We start from the raw sequence: 23,901 nt of genomic DNA, 5'->3' as shown, positions 1-23,901 counted from the left end.
GATCAAGGGCTACGGTTCCTCGACGCGGGGGAGACACACCTGGAATGCGGTGTAGCCCGGACGGCTGTTCAGGGCGACGCGCCCGCCGTGCGCAGTGGTCACCGCCTGAGTGATTGCCAAGCCCAGGCCCGTGCCGCCCGCGCTCCTCGAACGCCCGTTGTCGGTGCGGACGAACCGGTCGAAGACCTCGGACTGTAGCTTTTCCGGTACGCCGGGTCCGTTGTCCTGGACCAGGATTTCCACTTCGTGGTCGCATTCGGTGAGGCCTACCGTCACCAGGGTGCCCGGCGGAGTGTGGGTGCGGGCGTTCGCGAGCAGGTTGGTGAGCACCTGCTGAAGTCCGCGCTGATCGCCTCGGAGCACCACGGGTTCCTCGGGAAGCCGCAGTACCCAGCGGTGTTCCGGCCCGGCGGCGTGTGCGTCGCTCACCGCGTCGAGAACCAGACGGGTGAGGTCCACCGGCTCGGTCGCCGGCGGGGGCCCCGCGTCCAGCCGGGCGAGCAGCAGCAGATCGTCCACGAGCTCGCCCATGCGCACGGATTCGCAGCGGACCCGGCCGAGGGCGTGACGCACCTCGTCCGGCACCGGATCGCGGCTGCGCAGTGCCAGCTCCGCGTGCCCGCGGATCGAGGCCACCGGGGTCCGCAGCTCATGGCTGGCGTCGGCAGCGAACCGGCGCAGCCGCTGCTCGCTGGCGAGCCTGCGGGCGAGTGACTCCTCGACGTGCTGAAGCATCCGGTTGAACGCGCCGCCGAGCCGGCCCACCTCGGTTCGGGGGTCGGTGTCCGGGACGCGTGGAGGCATCGCCACCTCGCCTCCGGCCAGGGGTAGTTGGGCCACCCGCGAGGCGGTGGCCGCCACCCGTCGCAGCGGGCGCAGCGACAGCCGGACCCATACCGCGCCGGCGATCCCGGTGACCAGCAGCGCGGCACCGAACACCACCGCCTCCACCAGCTCCAGCCGGCTCACGGTGTCCTCGACGGGTTGCAGTGGCAGCCCGGTGATCAGCACATCACCGGCCGGGCCACGGACGCCCATCACCCGGTACTCGGCGAGCGTGGAGAGCCGGATGCTGCGGCCCCGGGCGTCGGCGGGCACCTGTGCCAGCACCCGGCGGTCGGCGTCGGTGAGCGGCACCGGGGTCTCGGTCCGCTCGCCGACCACGGCGGCCCGGGTCACCGATCCGCCCAGCACGCAGGCGCCGAAGGTGCCGGCGGCCTGTCCGCGGGTGTCGGGACCACCGTTGTTCCCGCCGGAGGACCCGGCCGGGTCCAGGCTCGCCGGGAAGTGGCCGCCGATGGCGGTCAGCTGCTGATCGAGCCGGCGTACCAGGAAGCCTTCGAGGGCGGCGGTGGTGGCCACGCCGACCGCGAGGCAGCTCAGCGCCAGCAGGGCCACCAGCCCGAGGGTGAGCCGTGCCCGGAGGCTGCGCAGGGCCGGGCGGGCGGGGAGTTTCATCGCGGGTCCGACTTGAGTACGTAGCCGACCCCGCGCACCGTGTGGATCAACGGGGAACGCCCGGCGTCGATCTTCTTGCGCAGATAACTGATGTAGAGCTCGACCACATGCGCCTGGCCGCCGAAGTCGTAGCTCCACACCCGGTCGAGGATCTGGGCCTTGCTGAGCACCCGCCGAGGGTTGCGCAGCAGAAACCGCAGCAGCTCGAACTCGGTCGGCGTCAGCTCCACCACCTGTCCGCCGCGAGACACCTCCCGGGCGTCCTCGTCCATCACGAGATCGCCGAAGGCCAGCAGTTTCGTGGTGTCCGTGGACCGGGTCATGCCGGCCCGGCGCAGCAGCCCGCGCAGCCGGGCCAGCACCTCTTCCAGGCTGAACGGCTTGGTGACGTAGTCGTCGCCGCCCGCGGTGATGCCGGCGATGCGGTCCTCCACGGCATCGCGGGCCGTCAGGAACAGCACGCACACTCCCGGCGCCTGGGCGCGCAGCCCCCGCAGGACCTGGAGCCCGTCGATGTCGGGGAGCATCACATCCAGCACTACCGCGTCGGGCCGGAAGTCACGGCCGGTGCTGAGCGCGTCCTCACCGGTGCCTGCGACGCGGACCTCCCAGCCCTCGGAGCGCAGTACGTCGGAGAGGATTCCGGCCAGGTCGGGTTCGTCGTCGACGACGAGCACCCGCACCGGCGTGCCATCGGGATGGCGCAGACCGGGCGGGGCGGCGGAGGGGGCATCGGGCGTGTCCATGGTCCTGGCAGTATCCCGCCCCAAGCTCTGCGTTTCCTCTGAGTCCGCTTCGCAGGGTCCGTAGCTCCCCTTTTCAGCGGAAATCCAGAAGTTGCGCTGCCACGGTGTGCCCACCGACGGGGCCGCCGCCTGACGCAGGACCCCGCCGGTGGCCTGATCCGTTCGCCGAGGGGAGTCCTCATGACCGCTGTCCCGCACACCCGCACCGGCAGGTACGTTCCGCGACACGCGCCACCGCCGGCCCGGCGCGTTCCCCCGGAAGGGGTTCTGGTGGTGGTCTACGGCGGTGCCGTCGCCGTGCTCGCCCTGTGGTGGCGCCACACACCGTCGGTCGTCGGCCTTGACGGCTGGCTGACCGGCGCGGGCCGGATCACCGGGCTGCTCGCGGGCTATGCCTGCGCGGTCCTGCTCGCCCTGATGGCGCGGGTGCCGGTGCTGGACCGGGTGGTGGGTACCGACCGGCTCGCCCGCTGGCATGCGACGGGCGGGCGGTACACCGTGTTCCTCGCCCTCGCCCACACCGCGCTGATCATCTGGGGCTCCTCGATCACCGCGCGAACGAACGTGTTCGACCAGACGACGACCCTGGTGTTCCAGTACCAGGACGTGCTGTGGGGCACGTTCGGCCTGCTGCTGCTCGTCGGTGTGGGGGTGGTGTCCGCCCGCGCCGCACGCCGCCGCATGAGTTATGAGACCTGGCACTATCTGCACTTCTGCACCTATCTCGCGGTGTTCCTGGCCTTCTTCCACCAACTGTCGAACGGCGAGGACTTCGTGGCCGACCGGCCGGCCCGACTCGCCTGGTACACGCTGTACCTCGGGGTGGCGGCGCTGCTGCTGTGGAACCGCTTTCTCACCCCCCTGCGGCGGGCGCTGCGGCACCGGCTGAAGGTCGCCGAAGTCCACCCGGAGGCGCCCGGGGTCGTCTCGGTCTACCTCACGGGAAAGCGGCTGGAAGAACTGGGGGCGCAGCCCGGCCAGTTCTTCCGCTGGCGCTTTCTCGCCCCCGGCCAGTGGTGGACCGCAAACCCGTTCTCGCTCTCCGCGCCGGCCGGCCCGAGCGAACTGCGGATCACCGTGAAGGAGGCCGGTGGCCACAGCCGGGCGGTGGCCCGGCTCCGGCCCGGCACGCGGGTATGGGCGGAAGGGCCCTACGGAGCCTTTACGGCCGCCCGCCGCAGCAGTTCGAAGGTGCTGCTGCTGGGCGGCGGTGTCGGCATCACCCCGCTGCGGCCGCTGTTCGAGACCCTGCCCGGCGAGGTGACCCTGGTGTACTTCGCCCGGCGTGCGGAGGACCTCGCGCTGCGCAGCGAGCTGGAGGACATAGCTGCCGCCCGTGGCGCGCAGGTGCACTATGCACTCGGCGAAGGGGCCGGGAACTCCCTGCCGCTGACGGCTGACGCATTGTGCGACCTGATCCCCGACCTGGCCTCCCATGACGTCTACCTGTGCGGGCCGCCGGGGATGGCCGAGGCCGCCAAAAGCGCCCTGCGAGGCGCCGGAGTACCGCGCCGCCGCATCCACCACGAGTCGTTCGCGTTCTGAGGAGACCGCACCATGAAGCGAGCCGTTGCCGCCACCACCGCCACCGTCGCAGGTCTCTTCCTGATGCTGGCCCTGAAGCCGCACCAGACTCCGGCGGCCGCAGCCGCCCCGCCGGCCGGGCCCGCCCCCAGCGCGTCACCGAGCGGCGCCCCGTCCACCCCGGAGCACGACCGGACATCGGGGACCTTCACCGGGGACACCGTCGACACCGCGCGCGGCCCGGTGCAGGTGCGGGTCACCCTGGTCAAGGGCAGGCTCACCACGATCGCCGTGCTCAAGGGTGAGCATGACGAGGGCGCCAGCGCCGATGCCGTACCCCGGCTCACGCAGGAGGCGCTGGCCGCGCAGCGCGCGAAGATCGACGCCGTCTCCGGTGCGACGTTCACCAGTCAGGGCTATATCTCCTCGCTGCAGAGCGCACTGGACCGTGCCCATGACTGAGCCCGGCGCGGTGCGCCATGCCGAGCACGCCATGGGCACCGTGTTCTCCTTCGACATCCGCGGCGCACCGACCCGCGCGGTCACCCGGGCACTGGCCGACGCCGTGGCCTGGCTGCACCGAGTGGACGAGGTCTTCTCGACCTACCGCGCCGGCAGCCAGATCAGCCGCCTGGGCCGCGGCGAGCTGACGGAGCAACAGTGCGACCCCGAGGTGGCAGAGGTCCTTGAGCTGAGCCGGGCCGCCGCGCGATCCAGCAACGGATGGTTCTCCGCCACCCCCCGTGGCCGCCTCGACCCGTCGGCCGTGGTCAAGGGCTGGGCGGTCGAGCGTGCCTCGCAGCTGCTGTACGACGCGGGCGCCCGTCATCACAGCATCAACGGCGGCGGTGACATCCAGACCCGGGGCGAGGCCGCGCCCGGCCGGCCCTGGCAGATAGGCGTCGCCCACCCGCTGTCTCCCGGTGACCTCACCACTGTGGTCACCGGCCGGGACCTGGCCGTCGCGACGTCCGGCACCGCCGAGCGCGGCCCGCACATCCTCGACCCGCACACCGGCCGGCCGGCGACGGATCTTGCGTCGATCACGCTGGTCGGCCGCCACCTCACCGAGGTGGACACGCTCGCCACGGCCGCCTTCGCCATGGGTGACGCCTCTCGTGAGTGGCTGCGGTCGCTGGACGGGATCGAGGCCTTCGCGGTCACCGCGGACGGACAGGCGTGGTGGACACCCGGCTTCGCCGCGTACGGGCGGTGTCCAGCAGGACGATGAACCCGCACACCCCGACCAGGCTGATCACCGCCTTGATCCAGTGGGCCATCCCGTGCCATCCGGCGATCCGCACGTGACGCACGTCTACCCGGCGTTCGTACAGGAAGCCGCCCTCTTCGGCGGTGGGCGCCAGTGGGACCGCGCAGCTCGTCCACGCGGGTGGCGATTGGGCAGGCCGGCTGGGACAAGCGGGCCGGCCTGGTGCCGCTCGTCGCAGGGCCCCGGCCATGGCGCCAAGTCCGGGGGCGCGTCTCAGCGGTGGTATACCTGTGCGGATTACCCACCCAGTGCCAGTTCACCGGGTTGTACTGCCTCTTCAGCGCGGTACGCCTAGTCCCGTAGCCCGCCACGGCGGCCTCCGCCGCGGCCGCCAGGCCGTCGAGTTCCTCCGGCACCGGCACGCGGAGCCGCAGGTGCTGCTTGCGGTGGGCGAGGAGAAGTTCGCCGCCGGGCGTGCAGTCCAGCAGGGCGAAGTGTGTGAGGGCCTTGAACGGCTTGTCCTCGGTGGACATGAGGGATCGCAGGCGGCCGTCGGCGTTCCACGCGTACAGGCCGTAGCGGTTGAGGTGGAAGGCTCGGGCGCGGTGTGGGTCGGCCACCACGGTGAAGCAGAAGCCGGTGACCGGGCTGTCCTTGTACGGGTCCAGCCCCTCCGGGCGGCCCCGCACGACTCCCTGGCCGTCGAGGAGCGCGAAGGTGACAGTGGCGGTGGGCGTTCCGTCGGGGGCGTGCCGGGTGACGATCCGGTAGCCGGAGTTCTGCTCAGCGGGGTCCGCGGCTGGTGTGCGCATGGGGAGAATCGGCGGGGGCAAGCGGCCGGTCGCCCAAAGGTAGCTCAGTGCACGGTGCCCGCGGCTGGGGAGCGGGCGATACACGAGCTGGACAGTCGAGAAGCCGGTGTCCCGCGCGCACGGTGCGCGGGACACCGGGTTCTCATGGCTCGGTGTTCTCTTGGCTCATTTCTTGCCGGTGACCGAGGTCTCGGTCACCGTGCGCTCCGGGCCGGCAGTTGGCCGCAGTCACCGCCGGCGCACTTGCTCAGCCAGTCGGTGAAGTCGGCGTCGTACCTGGTGCCGATGGTGTCGCGGAGCAGGCTGTGGGCGGCGTCGTACTCGCCTGCGCGGTAGTGGCCGAGCAGGGTGGCCACATCCTCGGGGTGTGACTGGAGCATGTACCGGACGCCCAGGTAGCCCCACTGGTAGATACGGGTGGTGTCGGCGTTGTCGTAGGTGGTCTCGAAGAGCTGGCTCAGCTGGTACGTGCCCTTGCCCGCCTCCTCGATCGCCCGGTCGTAGGTGATGCCGCGGTACGAGTAGGAGACGTACTCGGCGAAGCCCTCGACCCACATCACGGTCGGAGTGGTCTGCCCGGCTGCGAAGTCGCCGTGCATGTCGAAGCGACCGTCGAGGTAGTGGGTGTACTCGTGGTTGAGGTTCCAGATCTGGAAGGCGCCGTCCTGGGCCGGCTGCTCGTAGGCGATGAAGCGCGGCTGGTTGCCCTCAGCGGCCGGGTCGCCCTCCAGGTACATGCCGCCGTTGTTGGTGTCGATACCGAAGACGACGCCGGCGTAGGTCTTGTAGTCGGTGCTGGAGTTGAAGGCGACGATCTCGATGTTGGTGTTCTTGTCGTCCTTGACCGGGCCGTTGTCCTTGACGATGCCGTGGAAGACCGGGTCCTGCTTGAGGATGCTGTCGCACGTGGCCGAGAGTTCGGACGCGGTCAGCTCCTGCGCGAGGATCTTCGCGCTCGGACCGCATTCGTGCTTGATCGTCAGCACCGCGTCGCGCACGCGGTTCTTCAGGTCACAGGTGTCGTACTCGGCGCAGTTCGCCTTGTCGAACTCATCCGTCATCTCGGCCAGGCCGACCCAGAGCGGGGCGGTGCGCCCAGTGACCTCGCTGCGGCCGAGCAGCTCCTTGACCAACGGCTTGACGGTGTCCTTGAGTTCGGCGTGCTGTAGGAAGCGGCTGAGTTCACGTCCGGCGTTGCTGGCCAGGTAGGACTTGTCGGTGCCGAGCAGATCGTCGTGGGCGACGGCGAAGTCACGCAGTCCGGTGAGGACGCTCGGGTCGGCCTTCACGGCTTCCACGAATTCCGGCAGCTGGTGGCCGCGGAACAGCACGGTGTAGGTGTTGTTGACCGCCGCGAGCATCCCGTAGAACTGGTCGTACGACGAGTTGTAGTCCTTCTCGAGACGCTTGACCACGTTGAGGTACCGGGCGTTCTCTCCGGAGCTGTCGATCAGGGTGACCGTCTCGGCCAGGGCCTCTCCGTTGGCCTCGGTGACGTCGAAGGCGTGGGACGAGCCGAAGAAGCCGTCCAGGGCGCCCTGAATGGCGCTCTTCAGCGCCGGGCCGTATTCGCCGACGTTCTCCGGCTGGTTGTACTGGATGTAGTAGCCGGCGCGCAGGTACAGCACCACCTGGGCTGCGGAAGTGCTGTTGTCCCCAGGGTAGTTGGCCGCGACATCCTTGAACGCGTTCGCCACCGTGACCATCTGTTCCTCACGGAAGAGGGCCTTGGAGTCCTCACCGGACACGTTGAACAGCGTGTTGATGCAGGTGGTTTCCGACTGCTTGATCTGCTCGACCAGTTCGGTGCCGGTCTTCGACGTGAAGTCGCTGACGTTACAGTCCGCCACGGCCTTCGCCGCGGAGCGGGCTTTCTTGCGTTCTGCGGCGTTCTGGGCCGCGGGGAGCGGAGGGCGCAGCGCGGGGTTTGAGGGCTTCGTGGCCGATCGCGAGGGGGCGGCGGCGTGTCCGGGTGCGAGATCGGCGGCGAGCACGGTGGCGGAGGCGGGCTGTGGGGCGGGGGCCGACCTCGGTGCGGGCTTGGGTCCCCCGGCGCCGGCCGGTGCCGCCTCGCCGTTGGGGGCGAGCATGGTCAGCCCCAGGCCGGCGGCGGCCACGGCGGATATCAGCAGTTGGGCGAGTTTCTTCGCTGTGGGGGGTCTACGCATAGCGATGGCCTCCAGGCCGGTCGGCAGCCGCGCGAGGGGCACGGCAGTGTGGGGGTGCGGACCTTGCTGGCAACGGGAGTTGAACACTCTCGGAGCTGTCAGGCCCGCGAAAAGTGTGACCGTACAATGTCACAGTTCACGTGTTAGTGAGAAGAGGGTGGCAAGTAACAGAACCAGCCCCCTTTTCGTCCCTCCGGTGCGTCTCGCCGGGCTTCGGTGAGCGCCGCGGCGCTGGTTTCGATGGAGAGGCCGGCCCGTCAACGGCCTTGACATGGTGGCTCTTCGGGACTTGCCGTGAAGCCGGTGCTCTCCGGGGAGCCCCTCCGTAGCGGGGACCGCCGCCCGAGCGGCGCCGCCGTCCGCCGGCCCGGTAGGTCAGGGCGCGACCGTCACCGGTCGGGCCGCGTGCGGGTTCAGTTCCCGCCAGCGCGCGTACACCGCGCTGTCACTGCAGGTGGCCAGATAGCCGTCGGCGACTCGGCGCAGGATTTCGGTGCCGTACGGTGCGAGCGGGCCGTCGTGGTGCCAGGCCAGAATGTGCCGGTACCACAGGGGGTTTTCGGCCAGGGGGCGGACCGAGACGCCGGGTACCTCGATGAACGTGGCCTGGCAGAGGCTGACGGCCAGGCCCGCCCGCACGATCTCGATCAGCTGCCGCCCCTCCGCTTCATAGGGGGCGAAGGGAGCGCGGCCGGTCGAGGTGCAGACGGAAGCCCAGTACTCGGGAGTCCGGTCGCTGTCGGGACGGGGGACCGCCCAGTCCTCCTCCAGGAGTTCGGCCAACGGGACCTCGTCCCGCGTGGCGAGCGGGTGGGCCGCCGGCAGGAGGGCGAAGACCGGTTCGCTGACGACCGTGTGGAGTGCCACGCCCGCAAGCTGCGGCAGCTCCTGGTCGGGGTGGTCGCCGAGTACCGCCGCTTCCAGGCGGCGCGCGGCGAGGTCGTCGAGCAGAGCGACGGGGGAGTACTGGCAGCGGCAGGTCAGGTCGGCCTCGGGCAGCAGCGCTCGGACGGCCAGGAGGAGGTGCCCCAGAAGCGGGGCGCCGACCGAGCCGACGCGGATCCGGTCCGCGGCTGTCATACGGCGGGCGGCGCGGGCCGTGTCGACGAGCAGTCCGTCGATGCCCGGCAGTATGGCGCGGGCCCGTCCGATGACCAACTCGCCGAAGGGCGTGGGGACGGTGCCGGACTGTCGCCGGTCGAACAGGGGCCCGCCCAGTGCCGCCTCGATACGGCGCAGCTGGGCGCTGAGTCCTGGTTGCGTCATACGGAGCGAGGCGGCGGCGCGGGTGAGGCTCCCCGCCTCGGCGATCGCGCACACCACCCGCAGATGCCGTATCTCCAGGTCCATGGCGCGGATGTTATGGACTGACGACAGCTTTCGGACAGGGGCGTGCGTCCGCAGTCTTATGTGACATGACACACGCGATGGGCATTTATGGAGAGGTAGTGATGACGTGAGACGGCCACATCTCTTGCCGGGTACACGGTGGGTGCCAGGCACACGGTCGGCGTTTCTGTTGGTGTTGCTCGCCGCCCTGCTCCCGCTTTCGTTCCTCCTCAGCACCCCGGCTGCCCTCGGCACCCCGGCCGCCGACAGCGCGTCGGACTGTGCGCTGCGCGGCACCACCGGCTGGACGGACGAAGGGCACGACACGGACCTCTCCGTGTTCCAGCGCCCGGCGGGAACAATCAAGGCAGCCATGGTCTTTGTGGACTTCCCGGATGCCCCTGCCCCTGCCGCCGAGTCCCCGGCCGACGACGCCGCACAGGTCACGCCCGGTGCGGACTGGCTGTGGAACGCCTCGTACGGCAAGGCATGGCTGGACATCACTCAGCACCGGCGCTGGGCGAGGATGCCGCACAACTCCACCGATTACGGATACGAGCGTGGGATGACGCACGAGCAGCACGAGGCGTACATCAAGGACGCGGTCGCGGCGGCCGATCCGGACGTGGACTTCTCCCGGTACGACATGGTCTACGTCGTACCGACGAAGAACGCGTCGGCGGTCTCCTACACCCCCACCTATGTGTACGAGCCGGGAACGGCGGGCGTCGTCGCCGATGGCAGGCGGGTCAAGTGGGCGGTCACCTTCGGCCAGGACATGTGGCACTGGGGGAAGAAGCTGGTGGCCCACGAGACCGGTCATACCTTCGGGCTGCCCGATCTGTACGCCTTCGACAAGGGCGACGACGACCACCGCTTCGTGGGCGGATGGGACGTGATGGGTCTGATAGGCGGGGCCGGGCCGCAGTACTTCGCCTGGCACTCCTGGAAGCTGGGCTGGACCGATGACAGCCAGGTCGTGTGCCGGGCCTCGGCGGGCAGCGATACCGTGCACCTCACCGCCGTCGAGTACGGGTCCGGCACCAAGATGGCGGTGATACCCACCGGCCCCTCCACCGCGTACGTCGTCGAATCGCGGCGGGCCGTCCAGGCGGATACCGGCCTCTGTGCCACCGGTGCGCTGGTCTACAAGGTCGACTCCTCCGTGAAGTCCGGTGAAGGGCCGATCCGGGTCATGGACGCCAAGCCGAGTGCCACCCCGGCGTCGGGCTGTCGCCCCCTGGACGACGGCCCGTTCTGGGCCGGTGAGACGTTCACCGACTCCGCCGCGGGCGTCCGGATCGAGGTGCTGAGCGCCGACGGGAACGGCGAGACCGTGCAGATCACCAAGTCGTAGCGTGACGCGGATGGCCATGCCCCGGTTCCTGGGCGGGAGCCGGGGCATGGCCGTGCTCAGGCCGTTTCGGGGAAATGGCACGCCACCTGCCGTGCCGGGCCCGGTGCCGCCTTCCGCAGGGAGGGCGCCTCGGTGCGGCAGATCTCCTGGGCCTTGGGACAGCGAGGGTGGAAGGTGCAGCCGGGTGGGGGAGCGGCCGGGCTGGGCGGGTCCCCGAGCAGGGTGATCCGTTCCCGGACCCGTTCGGCGGCCGGGTCGGGCAGCGGGACGGCGGACAGCAGCGCGCGTGTGTAGGGGTGTGCCGGGACGGTGTAGACCTGTTCCTTCGCTCCGATCTCGACGATCCGGCCCAGGTACATCACGGCAACCCGGTCGCACACCCGCTTGACGACGGACAGGTCGTGGGCGATGAAGAGGTAGGCCAGGCCGAGTTCGCGCTGGAGCCGCTCCATCAGGTTGACGATCTGGGCCTGGACGGAGACGTCGAGCGCGGAGACCGGCTCGTCGGCTACGACGAGGCGGGGGCCGGTGGCCAGTGCGCGGGCGATACCGATGCGCTGGGCCTGGCCGCCGGAGAACTCGTGCGGATAGCGGTCGATGTGCTCGGGGATGAGCCCCACCAGCTCCATCAGCTCAGCGGCACGCTTGCGGGCGCCCGCTGCCGAACTGCCCTGGACGAGCAGCGGATCGGAGATGATCCGGGCCACCGTCTGGCGCGGATTGAGCGAGGAGTGCGGGTCCTGGAAGACCATTTGCAGGTCCTTGCGGAGCGGCTTGAGTACCCGCTGCGACAGATGGCTGATGTCACGTCCGTCGTACGTGACGGAGCCGGCGGTGGGTTCCAGGAGCCGGACGATCGAGCGTCCGGTGGTGGACTTGCCACAGCCGGACTCGCCGACAAGGCCCAGTGTCTCACCCTCCGCCACGTGGAAGGTGATGCCGTCGACGGCCCGGACCGGCGCGGACCGCTTCCTCCCGGGGAACCTCACCGTCAAGTTCTTTACGGACAACAAGGGTTCGGTGGTCGTGGTGGTCATGGAGCCATGCCTCCGTACGCGGGGAAGTGACAGGCGGCCGGATGCCCGGTCGGGCCGTCGAGGAGGGGGAGTTCGCTCTCGCATCGGGAGCGCTCCTCGGCGGGGGCGTCGGCCGGCCGGGGGCAGCGGGGCGCGAACGCGCAGCCGGGGGCCGGGGTGAGCAGGGACGGCGGGCTGCCGGGGATCACCCGCAGCGGTTCCTCGTCGCTGTCGTCGAGACGGGGGAGGGAGTCGAGGAGGGCGCGGGTGTAGGGGTGGGCCGGTTCCGCGAACAGGGTGTCCACAGGGGCCCGTTCGACGCTCCTTCCCCCGTACATCACCAGAACGTCGTGGGCGACCCGGGCGACCACTCCCAGATCGTGCGTGATCATGATGACGGCCAGTCCCCGCTCCTCCTGGAGCCGGGCGATGAGCTCCAGGATCTGCGCCTGGACGGTGACGTCCAGGGCGGTGGTCGGCTCGTCCGCGATGAGCAGCTCGGGTTCGCAGGCCAGGGCCATCGCGATCATCACACGCTGGCGCATTCCGCCGGAGAACTGATGCGGGTACTCCCGCGCCCGGCGCCGCGGTTCGGGGATACCGACCTCGCCCAGCGCTTCCACGGCCCGCTCGCGGGCGGCCCTTCTGCCGCTGCCGAAGTGCACGCGGTGGTGCTCGGCTATCTGTTCGCCCACGGTGTAGTACGGGTGGAGACTGGAGAGCGGGTCCTGGAAGATCATCGCCATCTTCCGGCCGCGCAGCCGGTTCAGGTCGCGTTCCGGCAGGCCCGTCAGCTCCCGGCCGCCCAGGGTGATGGAGCCGGTGACCGAAGCGCCGGTGTGCAGCCCCATCACCGCCAGGGAGGTGACGGACTTGCCGGAGCCGGACTCGCCGACGATGCCAAGGGTTCGTCCCCGGTGCACCTCGAAGCCGAGGCCGTCCACGGCCCGTACCGGACCGCGCGGGGTGGGGAAGGTGACCGTCAACTCCCTCACCGAGAGCACGGGTTCGCGAGCGCTCATCAATACCTCACTCGGGGATCGACGACGGCGTAGAGCAGGTCGACGGCCAGGTTGGCGACGACGATGAAGGTGGCGGCCAGCAGCGTCACTCCGAGGATCACCGGCTGGTCGCCGCTGGAGAGCGCTCCGTAGAAGAGCCGCCCGATGCCGGGGAGCCCGAAGATGGACTCGGTGATCACCGCGCCGGCCAGCAGTCCGCCCAGATCCATGCCGAAGATGGTCAGGACCGGGGTCATACCGGCCCTCAGCCCGTGTTTGACCACGACCGTCCGGCGCGGCAGGCCCTTGGCACGGGCGGTGCGGATGTACGGCTCCGCCATCGTCTCGATCATCGAACTGCGGCTCTGCCGTGCGTACATCGCCGCGTACAGGACGGCCAGCGCCAGCCAGGGCAGCAGCAGGTTCGACGCCCAGTCGAGCGGGTTGTCGCCGAACGGCACGTACTGCGGGTAGGGCAGCAGGCCCGCGGTCCGGATCACCCCGTAGATCAGCAGCATCGAGGTGAAGTAGACCGGCAGCGAAGCGGCGGCCACCGCGCCGACCATGAGGGCGCGGTCGGTGAGGGTGTCCTTGCGCAGGGCCGCGGCGACCCCCGCGGACAGCCCGAGGACCAGCCAGATCACCGCGGCGCCGAAGGCCAGCGAGGCGGAGACCGGAAGACGGTCCATCAGCAGGTCCCAGACCGCTTCGCTGTTCTCGTAGGAGTAGCCCAGGCACGGGAAGCGGCAGTGCAGCTCGTACTGGCCCGTGCCCATGGTGCGGCCGGTGAAGATGCCGGTGACGAAGTCGGCGAACTGCCGCCACAGGGGCTGGTCGAGGCCCATGTGCTCACGGATCGCCGTCAGCCGCTCGGTACTGCACGACTTGCCACAGGCCGCGGCCGCCGGGTCGGACGGCAGGACGTAGAAGATGGTGAAGGTGATGGCGGCGATGGCGATCAGGACGCCGATGACGCCGAGTATCCGGCGCCCGAGGTAGCGGGTCATGTGCGGCTTCCCCTCGGGTCCAGGACGTCCCGCAGCGCGTCGCCGAGCAGCGTGAACGCAAGCACGGTGAGGAAGAGGCAGGCGCTGGGGATGACGAAGTACATGGGGTCGGTGTCGTAGAAGGCGACGCTCTCGGCGATCATCTGGCCCCAGGAGGGGGTGGGCGGGCGAACGCCCACGCCCAGATAGCTCAGGGCCGCCTCGGTGGCGATCATCCCGGGGATGATCAGGGTGGTGTAGGCGATGACGGGCCCGGCGACGCCCGGGAGGATGTCGCGGGTGAGCACCCGCCAGGGGCCGGCCCCGCCGACACGGGCGGCGTCGACATACTCGCGATGCTTGAGCGAGAGCGTCTGGCCGCGTACCACGCGGGCGATGCCGGGCCAGCCGAAGAGCCCGATCACGGCGGTCATCAGCACGATCCGGTTGACGTCCCGGGCCACCGACATCATCGCGATCATGAAGATGAGGGACGGGAAGGACATGATGAGGTCCATCAGCCGGGAGAGCACCGCGTCGGTGCGACCGCCGAAGTAGCCGGCCGCGACCCCGGACGCCGTACCGGCGACGACGACGATCGCGGTGGCGGCGAAGGCGATGAACAGCGAGACCTGCGCGCCGTGCACGACCCGGGCGAACAGGTCTCGGCCGGTGACGGGTTCGACCCCGAGCCAGTGGTCGGCGGAAACCCCGCCGAGCGGGCCGATCGGCTGCCCGCCCAGGTAGGGGTCGACGGCGGTCTTGTCGAACTCCTCGGGTGACCAGCCGCCCAGTGTGCCAAGCAGCGGGGCGGCCGCCGCCGTGATCGCGAAGAGCACGATCACGACGAGGGAGATCTTCACGGCGGTGCGTCGGCGCAGGTGCTGGCGGGCGAGCTGCCAGGGGCCGCTGCTCGCCGGAGGGGTTTTGACGGCCGGTGTGGACATGGAGGTGGAGGCCATGGTGGGTACTCTCCTCAGCCCTCGCTCTTGGCGGGGTCCTTGAGGCCGACCGAGGCGTAGTCGAGCTGGCCGCCGAAGGAGGTCTGCCCGTACGCGCCCGCGATGTTGGTCCCCACCACCAGTGGCCAGCGGCGCACCAGGACCGGTACCGCCGGGGCCTTGGCGACGATCGTGCCGTCCAGTTCCCGCCAGGCCGCGTTCGCCTTCTTGACGTCGGTCATCGCGGCGATCTCGTCCATCCGGTTCATGGTCGGCTGGTCGCGGAAGAGGGAGTGGTTGCCCGTGTTGCCCTTCTCCTTGATGTAGCGGCCGTCGAAGAGGAAGGGAAGGAAGGTGGAGCCGGACGGGTAGTCCGGGCACCAGCCGGTGTACACCATGTCGGTGCGGTTGGCGGTGTCGCCGATGGTGGCGTAGAACGCGGACGGGTCGACCGTTTCGATGGTGACCTTGACACCGGCCTTGGCGAGCGACTGCTGGATCGCCTCGGCCCGCCCCTTGTCCCCGTTGGAGACCGTCATCTTGGTGGTGAAGCCGTTCGGCTTCCCGGCCTCCTTCAGCAACTGCTTGGCCCGGTCCGCATCGCCGGTGGCGGGGATCTTCAAGGTGTCCGGCTGCTTGCCGCCGAAAAGGGCTGCGGGCATGTAGGCGTGGGACACGTCATTGAAGGCGGGGCCGCCGGAGGAAGTGATCACGGCCTCTTTGTCGAGGGCGTACTGCACGGCCTGACGGACCTTCACCTTGTTGAAGGGGGCCCGCCCGGTGTGCATCTGCACCATGTCGGTGCAGTTGGTCGACTCGGCCAGCAGCCGCTCGCGCACGTCGGCCCTGGGCAGGACCTTGGCCGCGCTCTCCGGCCGCAGCGCGTACCACGGGACGGCGGAGGCGTCCGCGCCCTGGTCGGCGATCATCCGGTCGTCGATCTGGTTGGGCTTGAGCCCCATCACCATGACCAGCTTGTCCGGGTAAGCCTTGCGTATCTCGTCGGTCTTGGGGTCCCAGTGACGGTTGCGGACCAGGATCAGCTTCTTGTTGCGCTGATACGTCTCGATCCTGTACGGCCCCGAGGAAAATGGCCGGTTGTCGTAGCGGGGCCCGTTGTCCTTCGCCTTCGGCACCGGGGCGAAGGTGGGCATCACCGTCGCGTTGGGGAACTCGGCGAAGGGCCTGCGCAGTTCGAAGACGATCGTCGTGTCGTTCGGCGTCCTGACGGAATCCAGGTGCTCGCCCTTGGCCGGGCCGCGGTAGCCCTCGGCACCCTTGAGGTAGCGGGCCGCGTAGTCGGCGCCGCCGGGCAGGTCCGGGGAGAAGGACCGCTCCACGTTGTACTTGATGTCCTGGGCGGTGACCAGCGTCCCGTCCTCGTACTTGATCCCCGGTTTGAGGTGGAAGGTCCAGGTCTTGGCGCCGTTGGAGGGCGTGCCGAGGTCGGTGGCGAGGTCGGGGGCCAGCTCGCCGCCGGCGGCTCCGGGGGCCGCCTTGTACGACACCAGGGTGCGGTAGAGCAGCCGGGTCCCGAAGTCCATGTCGTTCATGACCCAGTTGCGGGCCGGGTCGAGGTGGGTGAAGTCCTGGTTGGACAGGACGGTGAGGGTGCCGCCCTTCTGGGGCGTCCCGCCGACCGCTCGGCCGCTGTTGGCCGTTGCCGGGTTCTTGCGGCCGCGGGCGCCGTCCGCCTTCTGCCCGCCGGAGCACCCGGCAGTGCCGAAGGTGAGGGCCGCCACCAGTGTGGCGGCCAGAGCTGAGCAGGTGCGCTTGTCCATGAGTGGTCACTCCGGAAGCAGTTGGACAGCCAGTGGCTGGAATGTGACCGGTAACATAGTAATGTGAAATTGCACTGACAAGGCCTCACCGACTTCGTTACCCACCCGTGCCCGAGGGGGCTGTCATGGGCGACCCCGCGGCCACCGCAATCCGTACCGCACGTCATGAACTGCCGGTCTCGGTGAAACTCGCCGCGTTCCTGAGTGGGGGCGGAACTCATCGGCAAGCAAGGGCAATCGATCCGACGCAATGGATCGCGGACCCTTGGCAGAGGCGGTGCAATGTGAAATATTACTGACGTGCTCACGAGGAACTCCGCAGACGTCATCGTTGTCGGGGCCGGCGTGATCGGTGCGGCCTGCGCCTACTACGCCGCGCGGTCCGGCCTCCGCGTCACCGTGCTCGACCGCGGCCCCGTGGCGGGCGGTACGACGGGGGCCGGTGAGGGCAACCTCCTGGTCTCCGACAAGGAGCCGGGACCCGAACTCGAACTGGCCCTGCTGTCCACCGGGTTGTGGCGGGAGCTGGCCGAAGAACTCCCGCCGGACATCGAGTACGAGGCCAAAGGCGGACTGGTCGTCGCCGCCGGCGAGAGCGCAATGGCCGCACTGCGGGACTTCGCGGCCGGGCAGCGCGCGGCGGGTGTCACGGCGGACGAGGTCCCGCCCGACCGCCTGCACGACCTGGAGCCCCATCTCGCCCCCGGCCTGGCGGGCGGTTTCCACTACCCCCAGGACGCGCAGGTCATGCCGGCGCTCGCCGCCGCACATCTGCTGCGCGCGGGCGGCGAACGGATCCGGCTGCGCCTCGGCGAGGAGGTCACCGGCCTGCTCACCGGGGGGAGCGGCGAGATCCGGGGAGTGCGGACGGCAGCCGGGGAGCTCCACGCCCCGCACGTGGTGAACGCCGCCGGGACCTGGAGCGGCGATCTCGCCCGCCTCGCGGGCGTGGCGCTTCCCGTACGGCCCCGCCGGGGCTTCGTCCTGGTCACCGAGCCGCTGCCCCGAGTGGTACGCCGCAAGGTGTACGCGGCCGACTATGTCGCCGATGTCGCCAGTGGCTCCGCGGCGCTACAGAGTTCGGCGGTCGTCGAGGGCACCCCGGCGGGGCCGGTCCTGATTGGCGCCAGCCGGGAACGGGTCGGCTACGATCGCACGCTGTCGGTCGAGGTGCTGCGACGCCTGGCGGCCCAGGCCACCGCACTCTTCCCGGTCCTTGCCGGGGTCCGGGCGATGCGTACATACCTCGGCTTCCGCCCGTATCTGCCGGACCACCTGCCCGCCATCGGCCCCGACCCGCGCGTCCCCGGCCTGCTGCACGCCTGCGGCCACGAAGGTGCGGGGGTCGGGCTCGCCCCCGCCACCGGACTGGCCGTCGCACGATCGCTGACCGGCGGCGAACCGCCGCTCGACATCACCCCGTTCCGGCCGGAACGCTTCCCTCCAGGAGCCTGAGAGTGCCTGCGACGGCCGCCATCACTGCCATGCCCGCCATGAGAGGAGCACCCGTGGCCCGTACCCCCGCCGAGCTGGTCGGCGCCCAGCCCGGTCCGCCGTTCCGGATCACGTTCGACGGGCGCGCGGTGACCGCTCTGCCCGGCCAGTCCGTCGCCGCTGCCCTGTGGGCAGCCGGAATCCTGGCCTGGCGCACCACACGCAACGGCGGGCGCCGGCGGGGCGCGTTCTGCGGCATCGGGCAGTGCTACGACTGCCTCGCGACCATCAACGGAGAGCCCAACCGCCGGGCCTGCCTGGTGCCGGCCCGGCCGGGGGACGCCATCACCACTCAGGAAGGACACGGCCGTGCCGCTCTCGGCGTCTGAACCGTACGACCTCGCGGTGATCGGGGCGGGCTCCGCCGGCCTCGCCGGCGCCGTCACGGCCGGTGAGCTCGGCCTGTCCGTCGCCTTGTTGGACACCTCCGCCCACACGGGCGGGCAGTTCTACCGCACGCCGGCACCCGCCCTGGGAGCCGTCCGGCCCGAAGCCCTGCACCATGACTGGTCCGCCTACGCCGATCTGCGCCGACGCCTTGCGCAGAGCGACGTCCGCCATCTTCCCGGGCACCACGTGTGGAGCGTGACCAAGGACGACGAGGCCGCCGATGTGTGGTCCGTGCACGCCGTCACCGGGGCCGACGGCGGCGGCGAGCGCCCCGTGCGCGTACGGTGCCGCGCGGTGCTCCTGGCGACCGGCGCGTACGAACGGCAGCTGCCCTTCCCCGGTTGGACGTTGCCCGGCGTGGTGGGTGCCGGGGGAGCGCAGGCCATGCTCAAGTCCGGCCTGGTGCTGCCCGGACGGCGGGTCGTTGTGGCGGGCAGCGGCCCCCTCCTGCTCGCGGTCGCCTCCTCGCTGGCAGCCGCCGGCGCACGGGTGCCGGCCGTCGTCGAGGCGTCCGGTTATCTGCGCTACGCCCGGCACCCCCGGGCGCTGGTCACCAATCCGCACAAGGCGGCCGAGGCGCTGGTCCACGGCGCGGCGCTGCTGTGGCACCGGGTGCGGGTGCGGCTGCGCAGCGCGGTCACCGAGGTGCACGGAACCGATCGGGTGGAGGCCGTCACCGTCATGCGTCTCGATCGCGACTGGCGCCCCGTACAGGGCACGGGACGGCGGATCGACTGCGACGCGCTGGCGGTCGGACACGGACTCGTCCCCCAGGTCGACCTGGCCACGGCGCTCGGCTGTGCCACCCGCCCGCTGCCCGACGGCACCAGGGCCCTGGCCCTGGACGGCGTCCAGGAGACCTCGGTGCGCTCTCTGTGGGCGGCGGGTGAGACCGGGGGAGTGGGTGGCGCCCAACTGGCCAGGATAGAAGGGGAGTTGGCGGCAGTTGCTGCCGCCGCCCGGCTCCTTGGGCGCCCCGCCCACGCCGGCCGGGTCCGGGAACTCCAGCGGCGCAGGGACCGGATGCGCGCCTTCGCCGAAGTGATGACCGCGGCCCATGCGCCAGGCCCGGGGTGGGCGCGCCGGCTCCCGGACGACACCGATGTGTGCCGCTGTGAGGAGGTCACCGCCGGGCGGATACGCGAGGCGGTCGAGGACCTCGGAGCGCGCGACGCACGTACCGTCAAGCTGCTGACCCGAGCCGGTATGGGCTGGTGCCAGGGCCGGATGTGCGGTCCGGCGGTGGCCTGCCTCATGGCCCGCGACCAAGCCGTCGAACCCCTGGCGGAGCGCCGACCGTTCGCCGCACCCGTCCCGCTCTCGGCGCTCGCCGCGCTCGACGACCCCGTCGTCAACGAGCCCGGGGGCGACGCCGACGCGCCCGGAGGTCCATCCGAGACCACATCCGAGCCCGACGCCGCCCCCGACGCCGACGGATGATCCGGCGGTGACGGCCGACCTCCGGCCGAGCCCCTCGGGGCACCGACGCTAGTAAAATGTCACATACCATAGAGAGGTTTACCGGCATGACCGCCACCACGTGGAACAACGCCCGCCCCTGGCGCGGCATCATGGTCGCCACCGCCCTGCCCCTGCGTGACGACCTGTCCGTCGACCACGACGCCTACGCCGATCACGTCCGCTGGCTCCTCGACAACGGCTGCGACGGCGTGGTGCCCAACGGCTCGCTCGGCGAATACCAGACCCTCACCGGCGAGGAGCGGGCCCGCGTGGTGCGGACCGCCGTCGAGGCTGCGGGCGACGGGGCACGCGTCATGCCCGGCGTCTCCGCCTACGGCAGCGGCGAAGCCCGGCGCTGGGCGGAACAGGCGGCCGACGAGGGCTGCGGCTCGGTGCTCCTGCTGCCTCCGAACGCCTACCGGGCCGGCGAGCAGGGCGTGCGCGCCCACTACGCCGAGGTGGCGCGGGCCGGGGTGCCGGTCGTCGCGTACAACAACCCCATCGACACCAAGGTCGACCTCACCCCCGCGATGCTGGCCCGGCTGCACCAGGACGGCAGCGTCGTCGCCGTCAAGGAGTTCACCGGTGACGTCCGCAGGGCGTACGAGATTGCCGAGCTTGCCCCGGAACTCGATCTGCTGATCGGCGCCGACGACGTGCTGCTCGAACTCGCCGTCGCCGGTGCCGTCGGCTGGATCGCCGGATACCCCAACGCCTTCCCCGCCGGCTGCGCCACGCTGTACCACGCCGCTGTCGCGGGCGATCTGGAGACGGCTCGCCCGCTCTACAAGTCCCTGCACTCCCTGCTGCGCTGGGACTCCAAGACGGAGTTCGTCCAGGCCATCAAGCTGTCCATGGACCTCGTCGGCCGACGCGGCGGGCCCACCCGCCCGCCGCGCTCCCCGCTCACCGCGGAGACCGAGTCGGCCGTGCGGGCCGCCACCGAGAAGGCCGTCGCCGACGGCCACCGCTGACCACACCCCCACGGAAAGGAAGCCCGTGCGTACCCGTCACGTCTTCCACGCCGTCGACTCACACACCGAGGGCATGCCCACCCGCGTCATCACCGGTGGCGTCGGCGTCATCCCCGGCGCCACCATGGCCGAGCGACGGACGTACTTCATCGAGCACATGGACCACCTCCGGACGCTCCTGATGTACGAGCCACGCGGCCATGCCGCCATGAGCGGCGCCATCCTCCAGCCGCCCACCCGCCCCGACGCCGACCACGGCGTCCTCTACATCGAGGTCTCCGGACTGCTCCCGATGTGCGGGCACGGCACGATCGGGGTCGCCACCGTCCTGGTCGAGACGGGCATGGTGCCGGTGACCGAACCGGTCACCACCGTCCGGCTCGACACTCCGGCGGGGCTGGTGACCGTCGATGTACGGGTCGCGGACGGCGCGGCCGAATCGGTGACGCTCACCAACGTGCCGGCGTTCTGCGCCGCGCTGGACAGCAAGGTGACCGTGCCCGGATACGGCACGGTCACCTACGACCTCGCGTTCGGCGGCAACTTCTACGCCATCGTCGAACTCGACGCGCTGGGGCTGCCGTTCGACCGTGCGCGCAAGGACGACCTGCTGGCCGCCGGGCTCGCCGTCATGGACGCGATCAACGCCTCGCCCCAGCGGCCCGTGCACCCCGAGCAGCCGGAGATCGCCGGAGTCAAACACGTCTACCTCGCCGCTCCCGGCTCCGGCGCCCGCCACTCGCGGCATGCGATGGCCATCCACCCCGGCTGGTTCGACCGCTCCCCGTGCGGCACGGGCACCTCGGCCCGGATGGCCCAGCTGTACGCACGCGGCCAACTGCCCCTCGGCCAGGACTTCCTCAACGAGTCCTTCATCGGCACCCGCTTCACCGGGCGCCTGATCGAGAAGACCACCGTCGGCTCGCTGCCCGCCGTCGTGCCGACCGTCACCGGACGCGCCTGGATCACCGGCACCGCCCAGTACTTCCTCGACCCGGCCGACCCCTTCCCCGGAGGCTTCCTCCTGTGACCGACACCCTCTCCCTGATCACCTCGCACAACCCGGCCGACCCGTCCGACGTACTGCTCCAGATCCCGGCGCCCGGCGCTTTCGCGTCGATCGAGGCCGTGGAGCGGGCCCGCGTCGCCCAGCCCGGATGGCTGCTCGGCGGGGCGGCCGCTCGCTCGACCGCCCTCGGTGCGGTTGCCGCCGCCATCGATACGGCAGGTGCCGAGCTGGCCGAGCTCGCCGTCCGTGAGGTGGGCAAACCCCTCACCGAAGCCCGTGCTGAGGTCGCACGCACCGCCGCAATCTGGCGCTACTACGCCCAGGCCCCGTACGAACCGGTCGGGGCCGTCCACGAGACCGCAGCGGGCCCCGGCCTGCTGCTCACCCGACGCCGCCCGCACGGCGTGGCCGGACTGATCACGCCCTGGAACTTCCCCTTCGCCATTCCGAGCTGGAAGGCCGCCCCGGCGCTCGCGGCCGGCAACGCGGTTGTCCTCAAGCCCGCACCCGAGGCCACCGCCTGTGCGCGGCGCCTGGCAGAGATCGCCCAACGGGTCCTGCCGGAAGGGGTGTTCACGGCGCTGCCCGGCGGAGCGCCGGAGGGCGGCGCCCTCGTCTCCGCCGCCGACGTCATCTCCTTCACCGGCTCGACCGCCGTCGGCCGGGCCGTGGTACGCGACGCCACGGCCCGGGGCATTCCGGTCCAGGCCGAGATGGGCGGCCTGAACGCGGCGATCGTCCTCCCGGACGCCGACATCGAGCAGGCCGCGGCCCACATCGCCGCCGCGATCGCCGGCTACGCGGGCCAGAAGTGCACCGCCACCAGCCGCGTCGTCGCGGTCGGGGCGGCCCTCGGCTCCCTGCGCGAAGCGCTCTGCGAAGCCCTGCGGGCGATCCCGGTCGGGGACCCGGCCGATGCGGCGACCGTGAGCGGGCCGCTCATCGACGAACGCGCCCGCGACCGGGCCAGTGACGCCTGGCACGGCCTGGATGTGCTGACCGGCGGCACCGTGCCCGACGGTCCCGGCTGGTACGCGGACCCGACGCTGGTCGAGAACGTCCCCGCGGGCCATGGCCTCCTGTACGAGGAGGTCTTCGGCCCGATCGCGGCCCTGCTGCCCGCCGACGACGTGGCACACGCCGTACGCCTCACCAATTCCGTGCCGTACGGCCTGGTCACCTCGGTCCACACCGCCGATCTGGACGCGGCGCTGTGCGGACTCGACGGGCTCGACACCGGAATGATCCGGATCAACGCACCGTCCACCGGCGTCGACTTCCACCTGCCGTTCGGCGGCGCCAAGGCATCCAGCCTCGGGCCGCGCGAACAGGGCAGGGCGGCGCTGGAGTTCTACACCGCCGGCCGGACCTACACTCTGTCGCCCACCAGGACAACGTGACATTGTACAGTGGTGGTCCATGCCGGACCGAAGGGATCACGACCCCATGGGGCACCTGAAGCACCGCGACCTCAACGTCGGCCGGGAGCGGCTGCGCGACCAGGTGAGCAATGCCCTGCGGGCCGCCCTGATCTCCGGCGAGCTGCGCCCGGGCGAGGTGTATTCGGCGCCCACACTCGCCGAGGACTTCGGCATCTCCGCCACCCCGGTACGCGAGGCGATGCTCGACCTGGTCCGCGAGGGCCTGGCCGAGCCCGTCCGCAACAAGGGCTTCAGGATCACCGGGGTCAGCGAGCGCGACCTCGACCAGTACACCGAGATCCGCGGGCTGATCGAGATCCCCATGGTCGGCCGGATCACCCGCAGCGCCACACGCGAGCAGTTGGAGGCGCTGCGCCCGGTCGCCGAGGAGATCGTGCGGGCGGCCCGCGCCCACGACCTCATCGGCTACCTGGAGGCCGACCGGCAGTTCCACCTCTCGCTCCTGGCGCTCTCCGGCAACGACCGCCTGGTCGAAACCGTCGGCGACCTGCGCAAGCGCTCCCGGCTCTACGGGCTCACCGCCCTGGACGAGCGCGGCGAACTGATCCCCTCGGCCGAGGAGCACCTGGAACTGCTCGACCTGATGCTCGCCGGCGACGCCAAGCGGGCGGAGAAGTGCATGGCCGAGCACCTGGGCCATGTCCGCTCCCTGTGGGCCGGCGGCGGCAGCAGCTCTTCCTCGGCCGATGACAAGGGACCGGCGCGGCGCACCGGGAAGCGGTCCGGCTGAGGTTCTGAGGCGTCGAGGCGGGGCGGGCTCCCATAACGCCGCGCTATGCCCAAGTAAGAGCTCCTCGGAAGC

20 protein-coding genes are annotated in these 23,901 nt (G+C 70.9%); 11 read left to right on the top strand and 9 right to left on the bottom strand.

The features are described from left to right. Nucleotides 1–9 precede the first annotated feature (9 nt). Both IF67_RS0132040 and IF67_RS0132035 read right to left on the bottom strand, forming a co-directional pair. On the bottom strand, nucleotides 10–1,458 hold the full coding sequence (locus IF67_RS0132040) for a sensor histidine kinase (RefSeq protein ID WP_030991646.1): 1,449 nt from the start codon (nucleotides 1,456–1,458) through the stop codon (nucleotides 10–12). After that, nucleotides 1,455–2,204, bottom strand: a complete 750-nt coding sequence (locus IF67_RS0132035; protein WP_030991645.1) for a response regulator transcription factor — start codon at nucleotides 2,202–2,204, stop codon at nucleotides 1,455–1,457. The genes IF67_RS0132040 and IF67_RS0132035 overlap by 4 nt, the downstream gene beginning before the upstream one ends. Nucleotides 2,205–2,384: 180 nt before the next feature. Here IF67_RS0132035 and IF67_RS0132030 point away from each other — a divergent pair, with 180 nt between their 5' ends. The 3 genes from IF67_RS0132030 to IF67_RS0132020 are packed head-to-tail and all read left to right on the top strand — an operon-like array spanning nucleotide 2,385 to nucleotide 4,959. After that, nucleotides 2,385–3,749, top strand: a complete 1,365-nt coding sequence (locus tag IF67_RS0132030) for a ferric reductase-like transmembrane domain-containing protein (RefSeq protein ID WP_030991643.1) — start codon at nucleotides 2,385–2,387, stop codon at nucleotides 3,747–3,749. A gap of 12 nt (nucleotides 3,750–3,761) precedes the next feature. Further along, a complete protein-coding gene (locus tag IF67_RS0132025) occupies nucleotides 3,762–4,190 on the top strand; it encodes an FMN-binding protein (protein ID WP_030991640.1) in 429 nt (142 codons plus the stop codon). Continuing rightward, nucleotides 4,183–4,959, top strand: coding sequence for an FAD:protein FMN transferase (locus IF67_RS0132020; RefSeq protein WP_030991639.1), 777 nt, complete (start codon nucleotides 4,183–4,185; stop codon nucleotides 4,957–4,959). Before IF67_RS0132025 ends, IF67_RS0132020 begins: the two co-directional genes overlap by 8 nt. A gap of 985 nt (nucleotides 4,960–5,944) precedes the next feature. Here IF67_RS0132020 and IF67_RS0132010 read toward each other — a convergent pair. Both IF67_RS0132010 and IF67_RS0132005 read right to left on the bottom strand, forming a co-directional pair. Beyond that, nucleotides 5,945–7,918 (bottom strand): collagenase, encoded by a 1,974-nt coding sequence (locus IF67_RS0132010; protein WP_030991637.1) that lies wholly within the window; start codon nucleotides 7,916–7,918, stop codon nucleotides 5,945–5,947. Between the two features lie 375 nt (nucleotides 7,919–8,293). Beyond that, nucleotides 8,294–9,268, bottom strand: coding sequence for a LysR family transcriptional regulator (locus IF67_RS0132005; RefSeq protein WP_030991635.1), 975 nt, complete (start codon nucleotides 9,266–9,268; stop codon nucleotides 8,294–8,296). A 142-nt stretch (nucleotides 9,269–9,410) separates the two neighbouring features. Between IF67_RS0132005 and IF67_RS0132000 the strand changes: the two genes are divergently transcribed. Continuing rightward, on the top strand, nucleotides 9,411–10,604 hold the full coding sequence (locus tag IF67_RS0132000) for a M6 family metalloprotease domain-containing protein (protein WP_030991633.1): 1,194 nt from the start codon (nucleotides 9,411–9,413) through the stop codon (nucleotides 10,602–10,604). A gap of 56 nt (nucleotides 10,605–10,660) precedes the next feature. On the opposite strand, the gene IF67_RS0131995 is transcribed toward IF67_RS0132000, so the two are convergent. From IF67_RS0131995 to IF67_RS0131975, 5 genes are read right to left on the bottom strand one after another with little or no spacing between them, the layout of a single operon-like run. Continuing rightward, a complete protein-coding gene (locus IF67_RS0131995) occupies nucleotides 10,661–11,641 on the bottom strand; it encodes an ABC transporter ATP-binding protein (protein ID WP_030991632.1) in 981 nt (326 codons plus the stop codon). Beyond that, on the bottom strand, nucleotides 11,638–12,642 hold the full coding sequence (locus IF67_RS0131990; protein WP_030991630.1) for an ABC transporter ATP-binding protein: 1,005 nt from the start codon (nucleotides 12,640–12,642) through the stop codon (nucleotides 11,638–11,640). The genes IF67_RS0131995 and IF67_RS0131990 overlap by 4 nt, the downstream gene beginning before the upstream one ends. Next, a complete protein-coding gene (locus IF67_RS0131985) occupies nucleotides 12,642–13,628 on the bottom strand; it encodes an ABC transporter permease (protein ID WP_030991628.1) in 987 nt (328 codons plus the stop codon). The genes IF67_RS0131990 and IF67_RS0131985 overlap by 1 nt, the downstream gene beginning before the upstream one ends. After that, complete coding sequence (locus tag IF67_RS0131980; protein ID WP_030991625.1) at nucleotides 13,625–14,569, bottom strand: ABC transporter permease; 945 nt, start codon at nucleotides 14,567–14,569, stop codon at nucleotides 13,625–13,627. Before IF67_RS0131980 ends, IF67_RS0131985 begins: the two co-directional genes overlap by 4 nt. Nucleotides 14,570–14,583: 14 nt before the next feature. After that, entirely contained in the window at nucleotides 14,584–16,329 is a 1,746-nt protein-coding gene (locus tag IF67_RS0131975) for an ABC transporter substrate-binding protein (RefSeq protein WP_030991623.1), read from the bottom strand. Nucleotides 16,330–16,629: 300 nt separating this feature from the next. On the opposite strand from IF67_RS0131975, the gene IF67_RS0131970 reads away from it, so the two are divergent. The 7 genes from IF67_RS0131970 to IF67_RS0131940 all read left to right on the top strand — a co-directional run bounded on the left by IF67_RS0131970 (nucleotide 16,630) and on the right by IF67_RS0131940 (nucleotide 23,829). After that, nucleotides 16,630–17,784 (top strand): NAD(P)/FAD-dependent oxidoreductase, encoded by a 1,155-nt coding sequence (locus IF67_RS0131970; RefSeq protein ID WP_030991622.1) that lies wholly within the window; start codon nucleotides 16,630–16,632, stop codon nucleotides 17,782–17,784. A 53-nt stretch (nucleotides 17,785–17,837) separates the two neighbouring features. Beyond that, nucleotides 17,838–18,152 (top strand): (2Fe-2S)-binding protein, encoded by a 315-nt coding sequence (locus IF67_RS0131965; RefSeq protein WP_030991621.1) that lies wholly within the window; start codon nucleotides 17,838–17,840, stop codon nucleotides 18,150–18,152. Beyond that, nucleotides 18,133–19,653, top strand: coding sequence for an NAD(P)/FAD-dependent oxidoreductase (locus tag IF67_RS0131960; protein WP_030991619.1), 1,521 nt, complete (start codon nucleotides 18,133–18,135; stop codon nucleotides 19,651–19,653). Before IF67_RS0131965 ends, IF67_RS0131960 begins: the two co-directional genes overlap by 20 nt. Nucleotides 19,654–19,739: 86 nt before the next feature. After that, nucleotides 19,740–20,648, top strand: a complete 909-nt coding sequence (locus IF67_RS0131955; protein ID WP_030991617.1) for a dihydrodipicolinate synthase family protein — start codon at nucleotides 19,740–19,742, stop codon at nucleotides 20,646–20,648. Between the two features lie 25 nt (nucleotides 20,649–20,673). Further along, nucleotides 20,674–21,678, top strand: coding sequence for a proline racemase family protein (locus IF67_RS0131950; RefSeq protein ID WP_030991616.1), 1,005 nt, complete (start codon nucleotides 20,674–20,676; stop codon nucleotides 21,676–21,678). After that, a complete protein-coding gene (locus tag IF67_RS0131945) occupies nucleotides 21,675–23,057 on the top strand; it encodes an aldehyde dehydrogenase family protein (RefSeq protein WP_030991614.1) in 1,383 nt (460 codons plus the stop codon). Before IF67_RS0131950 ends, IF67_RS0131945 begins: the two co-directional genes overlap by 4 nt. A 46-nt stretch (nucleotides 23,058–23,103) precedes the next feature. Next, nucleotides 23,104–23,829: a GntR family transcriptional regulator gene (locus tag IF67_RS0131940; protein ID WP_030991613.1), complete on the top strand. Its 726-nt coding sequence runs from the start codon at nucleotides 23,104–23,106 to the stop codon at nucleotides 23,827–23,829. Nucleotides 23,830–23,901: the final 72 nt, after the last annotated feature.

The organism is Streptomyces sp. NRRL S-1813 (assembly GCF_000719605.1).
GTDB lineage: Bacteria > Actinomycetota > Actinomycetes > Streptomycetales > Streptomycetaceae > Streptomyces > Streptomyces decoyicus.
Note: the sequence above shows the minus strand (reverse complement) of the source record. Positions and strands in the feature narration are given on the sequence as shown.

Bases quoted from the DNA above. Each gene is read 5' to 3' on its own strand.
- IF67_RS0131990 (WP_030991630.1), bottom strand. From the start codon at position 12,642: ATGAGCGCTCGCGAACCCGTGCTCTCGGTGAGGGAGTTGACGGTCACC.
- IF67_RS0132005 (WP_030991635.1), bottom strand. From the start codon at position 9,268: ATGGACCTGGAGATACGGCATCTGCGGGTGGTGTGCGCGATCGCCGAG.
- IF67_RS0131980 (WP_030991625.1), bottom strand. From the start codon at position 14,569: ATGGCCTCCACCTCCATGTCCACACCGGCCGTCAAAACCCCTCCGGCG.
- IF67_RS0132010 (WP_030991637.1), bottom strand. From the start codon at position 7,918: ATGCGTAGACCCCCCACAGCGAAGAAACTCGCCCAACTGCTGATATCC.
- IF67_RS0132030 (WP_030991643.1), top strand. From the start codon at position 2,385: ATGACCGCTGTCCCGCACACCCGCACCGGCAGGTACGTTCCGCGACAC.
- IF67_RS0132040 (WP_030991646.1), bottom strand. From the start codon at position 1,458: ATGAAACTCCCCGCCCGCCCGGCCCTGCGCAGCCTCCGGGCACGGCTC.
- IF67_RS0131940 (WP_030991613.1), top strand. From the start codon at position 23,104: ATGGGGCACCTGAAGCACCGCGACCTCAACGTCGGCCGGGAGCGGCTG.
- IF67_RS0131985 (WP_030991628.1), bottom strand. From the start codon at position 13,628: ATGACCCGCTACCTCGGGCGCCGGATACTCGGCGTCATCGGCGTCCTG.
- IF67_RS0132035 (WP_030991645.1), bottom strand. From the start codon at position 2,204: ATGGACACGCCCGATGCCCCCTCCGCCGCCCCGCCCGGTCTGCGCCAT.
- IF67_RS0131995 (WP_030991632.1), bottom strand. From the start codon at position 11,641: ATGACCACCACGACCACCGAACCCTTGTTGTCCGTAAAGAACTTGACG.
- IF67_RS0132020 (WP_030991639.1), top strand. From the start codon at position 4,183: ATGACTGAGCCCGGCGCGGTGCGCCATGCCGAGCACGCCATGGGCACC.
- IF67_RS0131955 (WP_030991617.1), top strand. From the start codon at position 19,740: ATGACCGCCACCACGTGGAACAACGCCCGCCCCTGGCGCGGCATCATG.
- IF67_RS0131975 (WP_030991623.1), bottom strand. From the start codon at position 16,329: ATGGACAAGCGCACCTGCTCAGCTCTGGCCGCCACACTGGTGGCGGCC.
- IF67_RS0132025 (WP_030991640.1), top strand. From the start codon at position 3,762: ATGAAGCGAGCCGTTGCCGCCACCACCGCCACCGTCGCAGGTCTCTTC.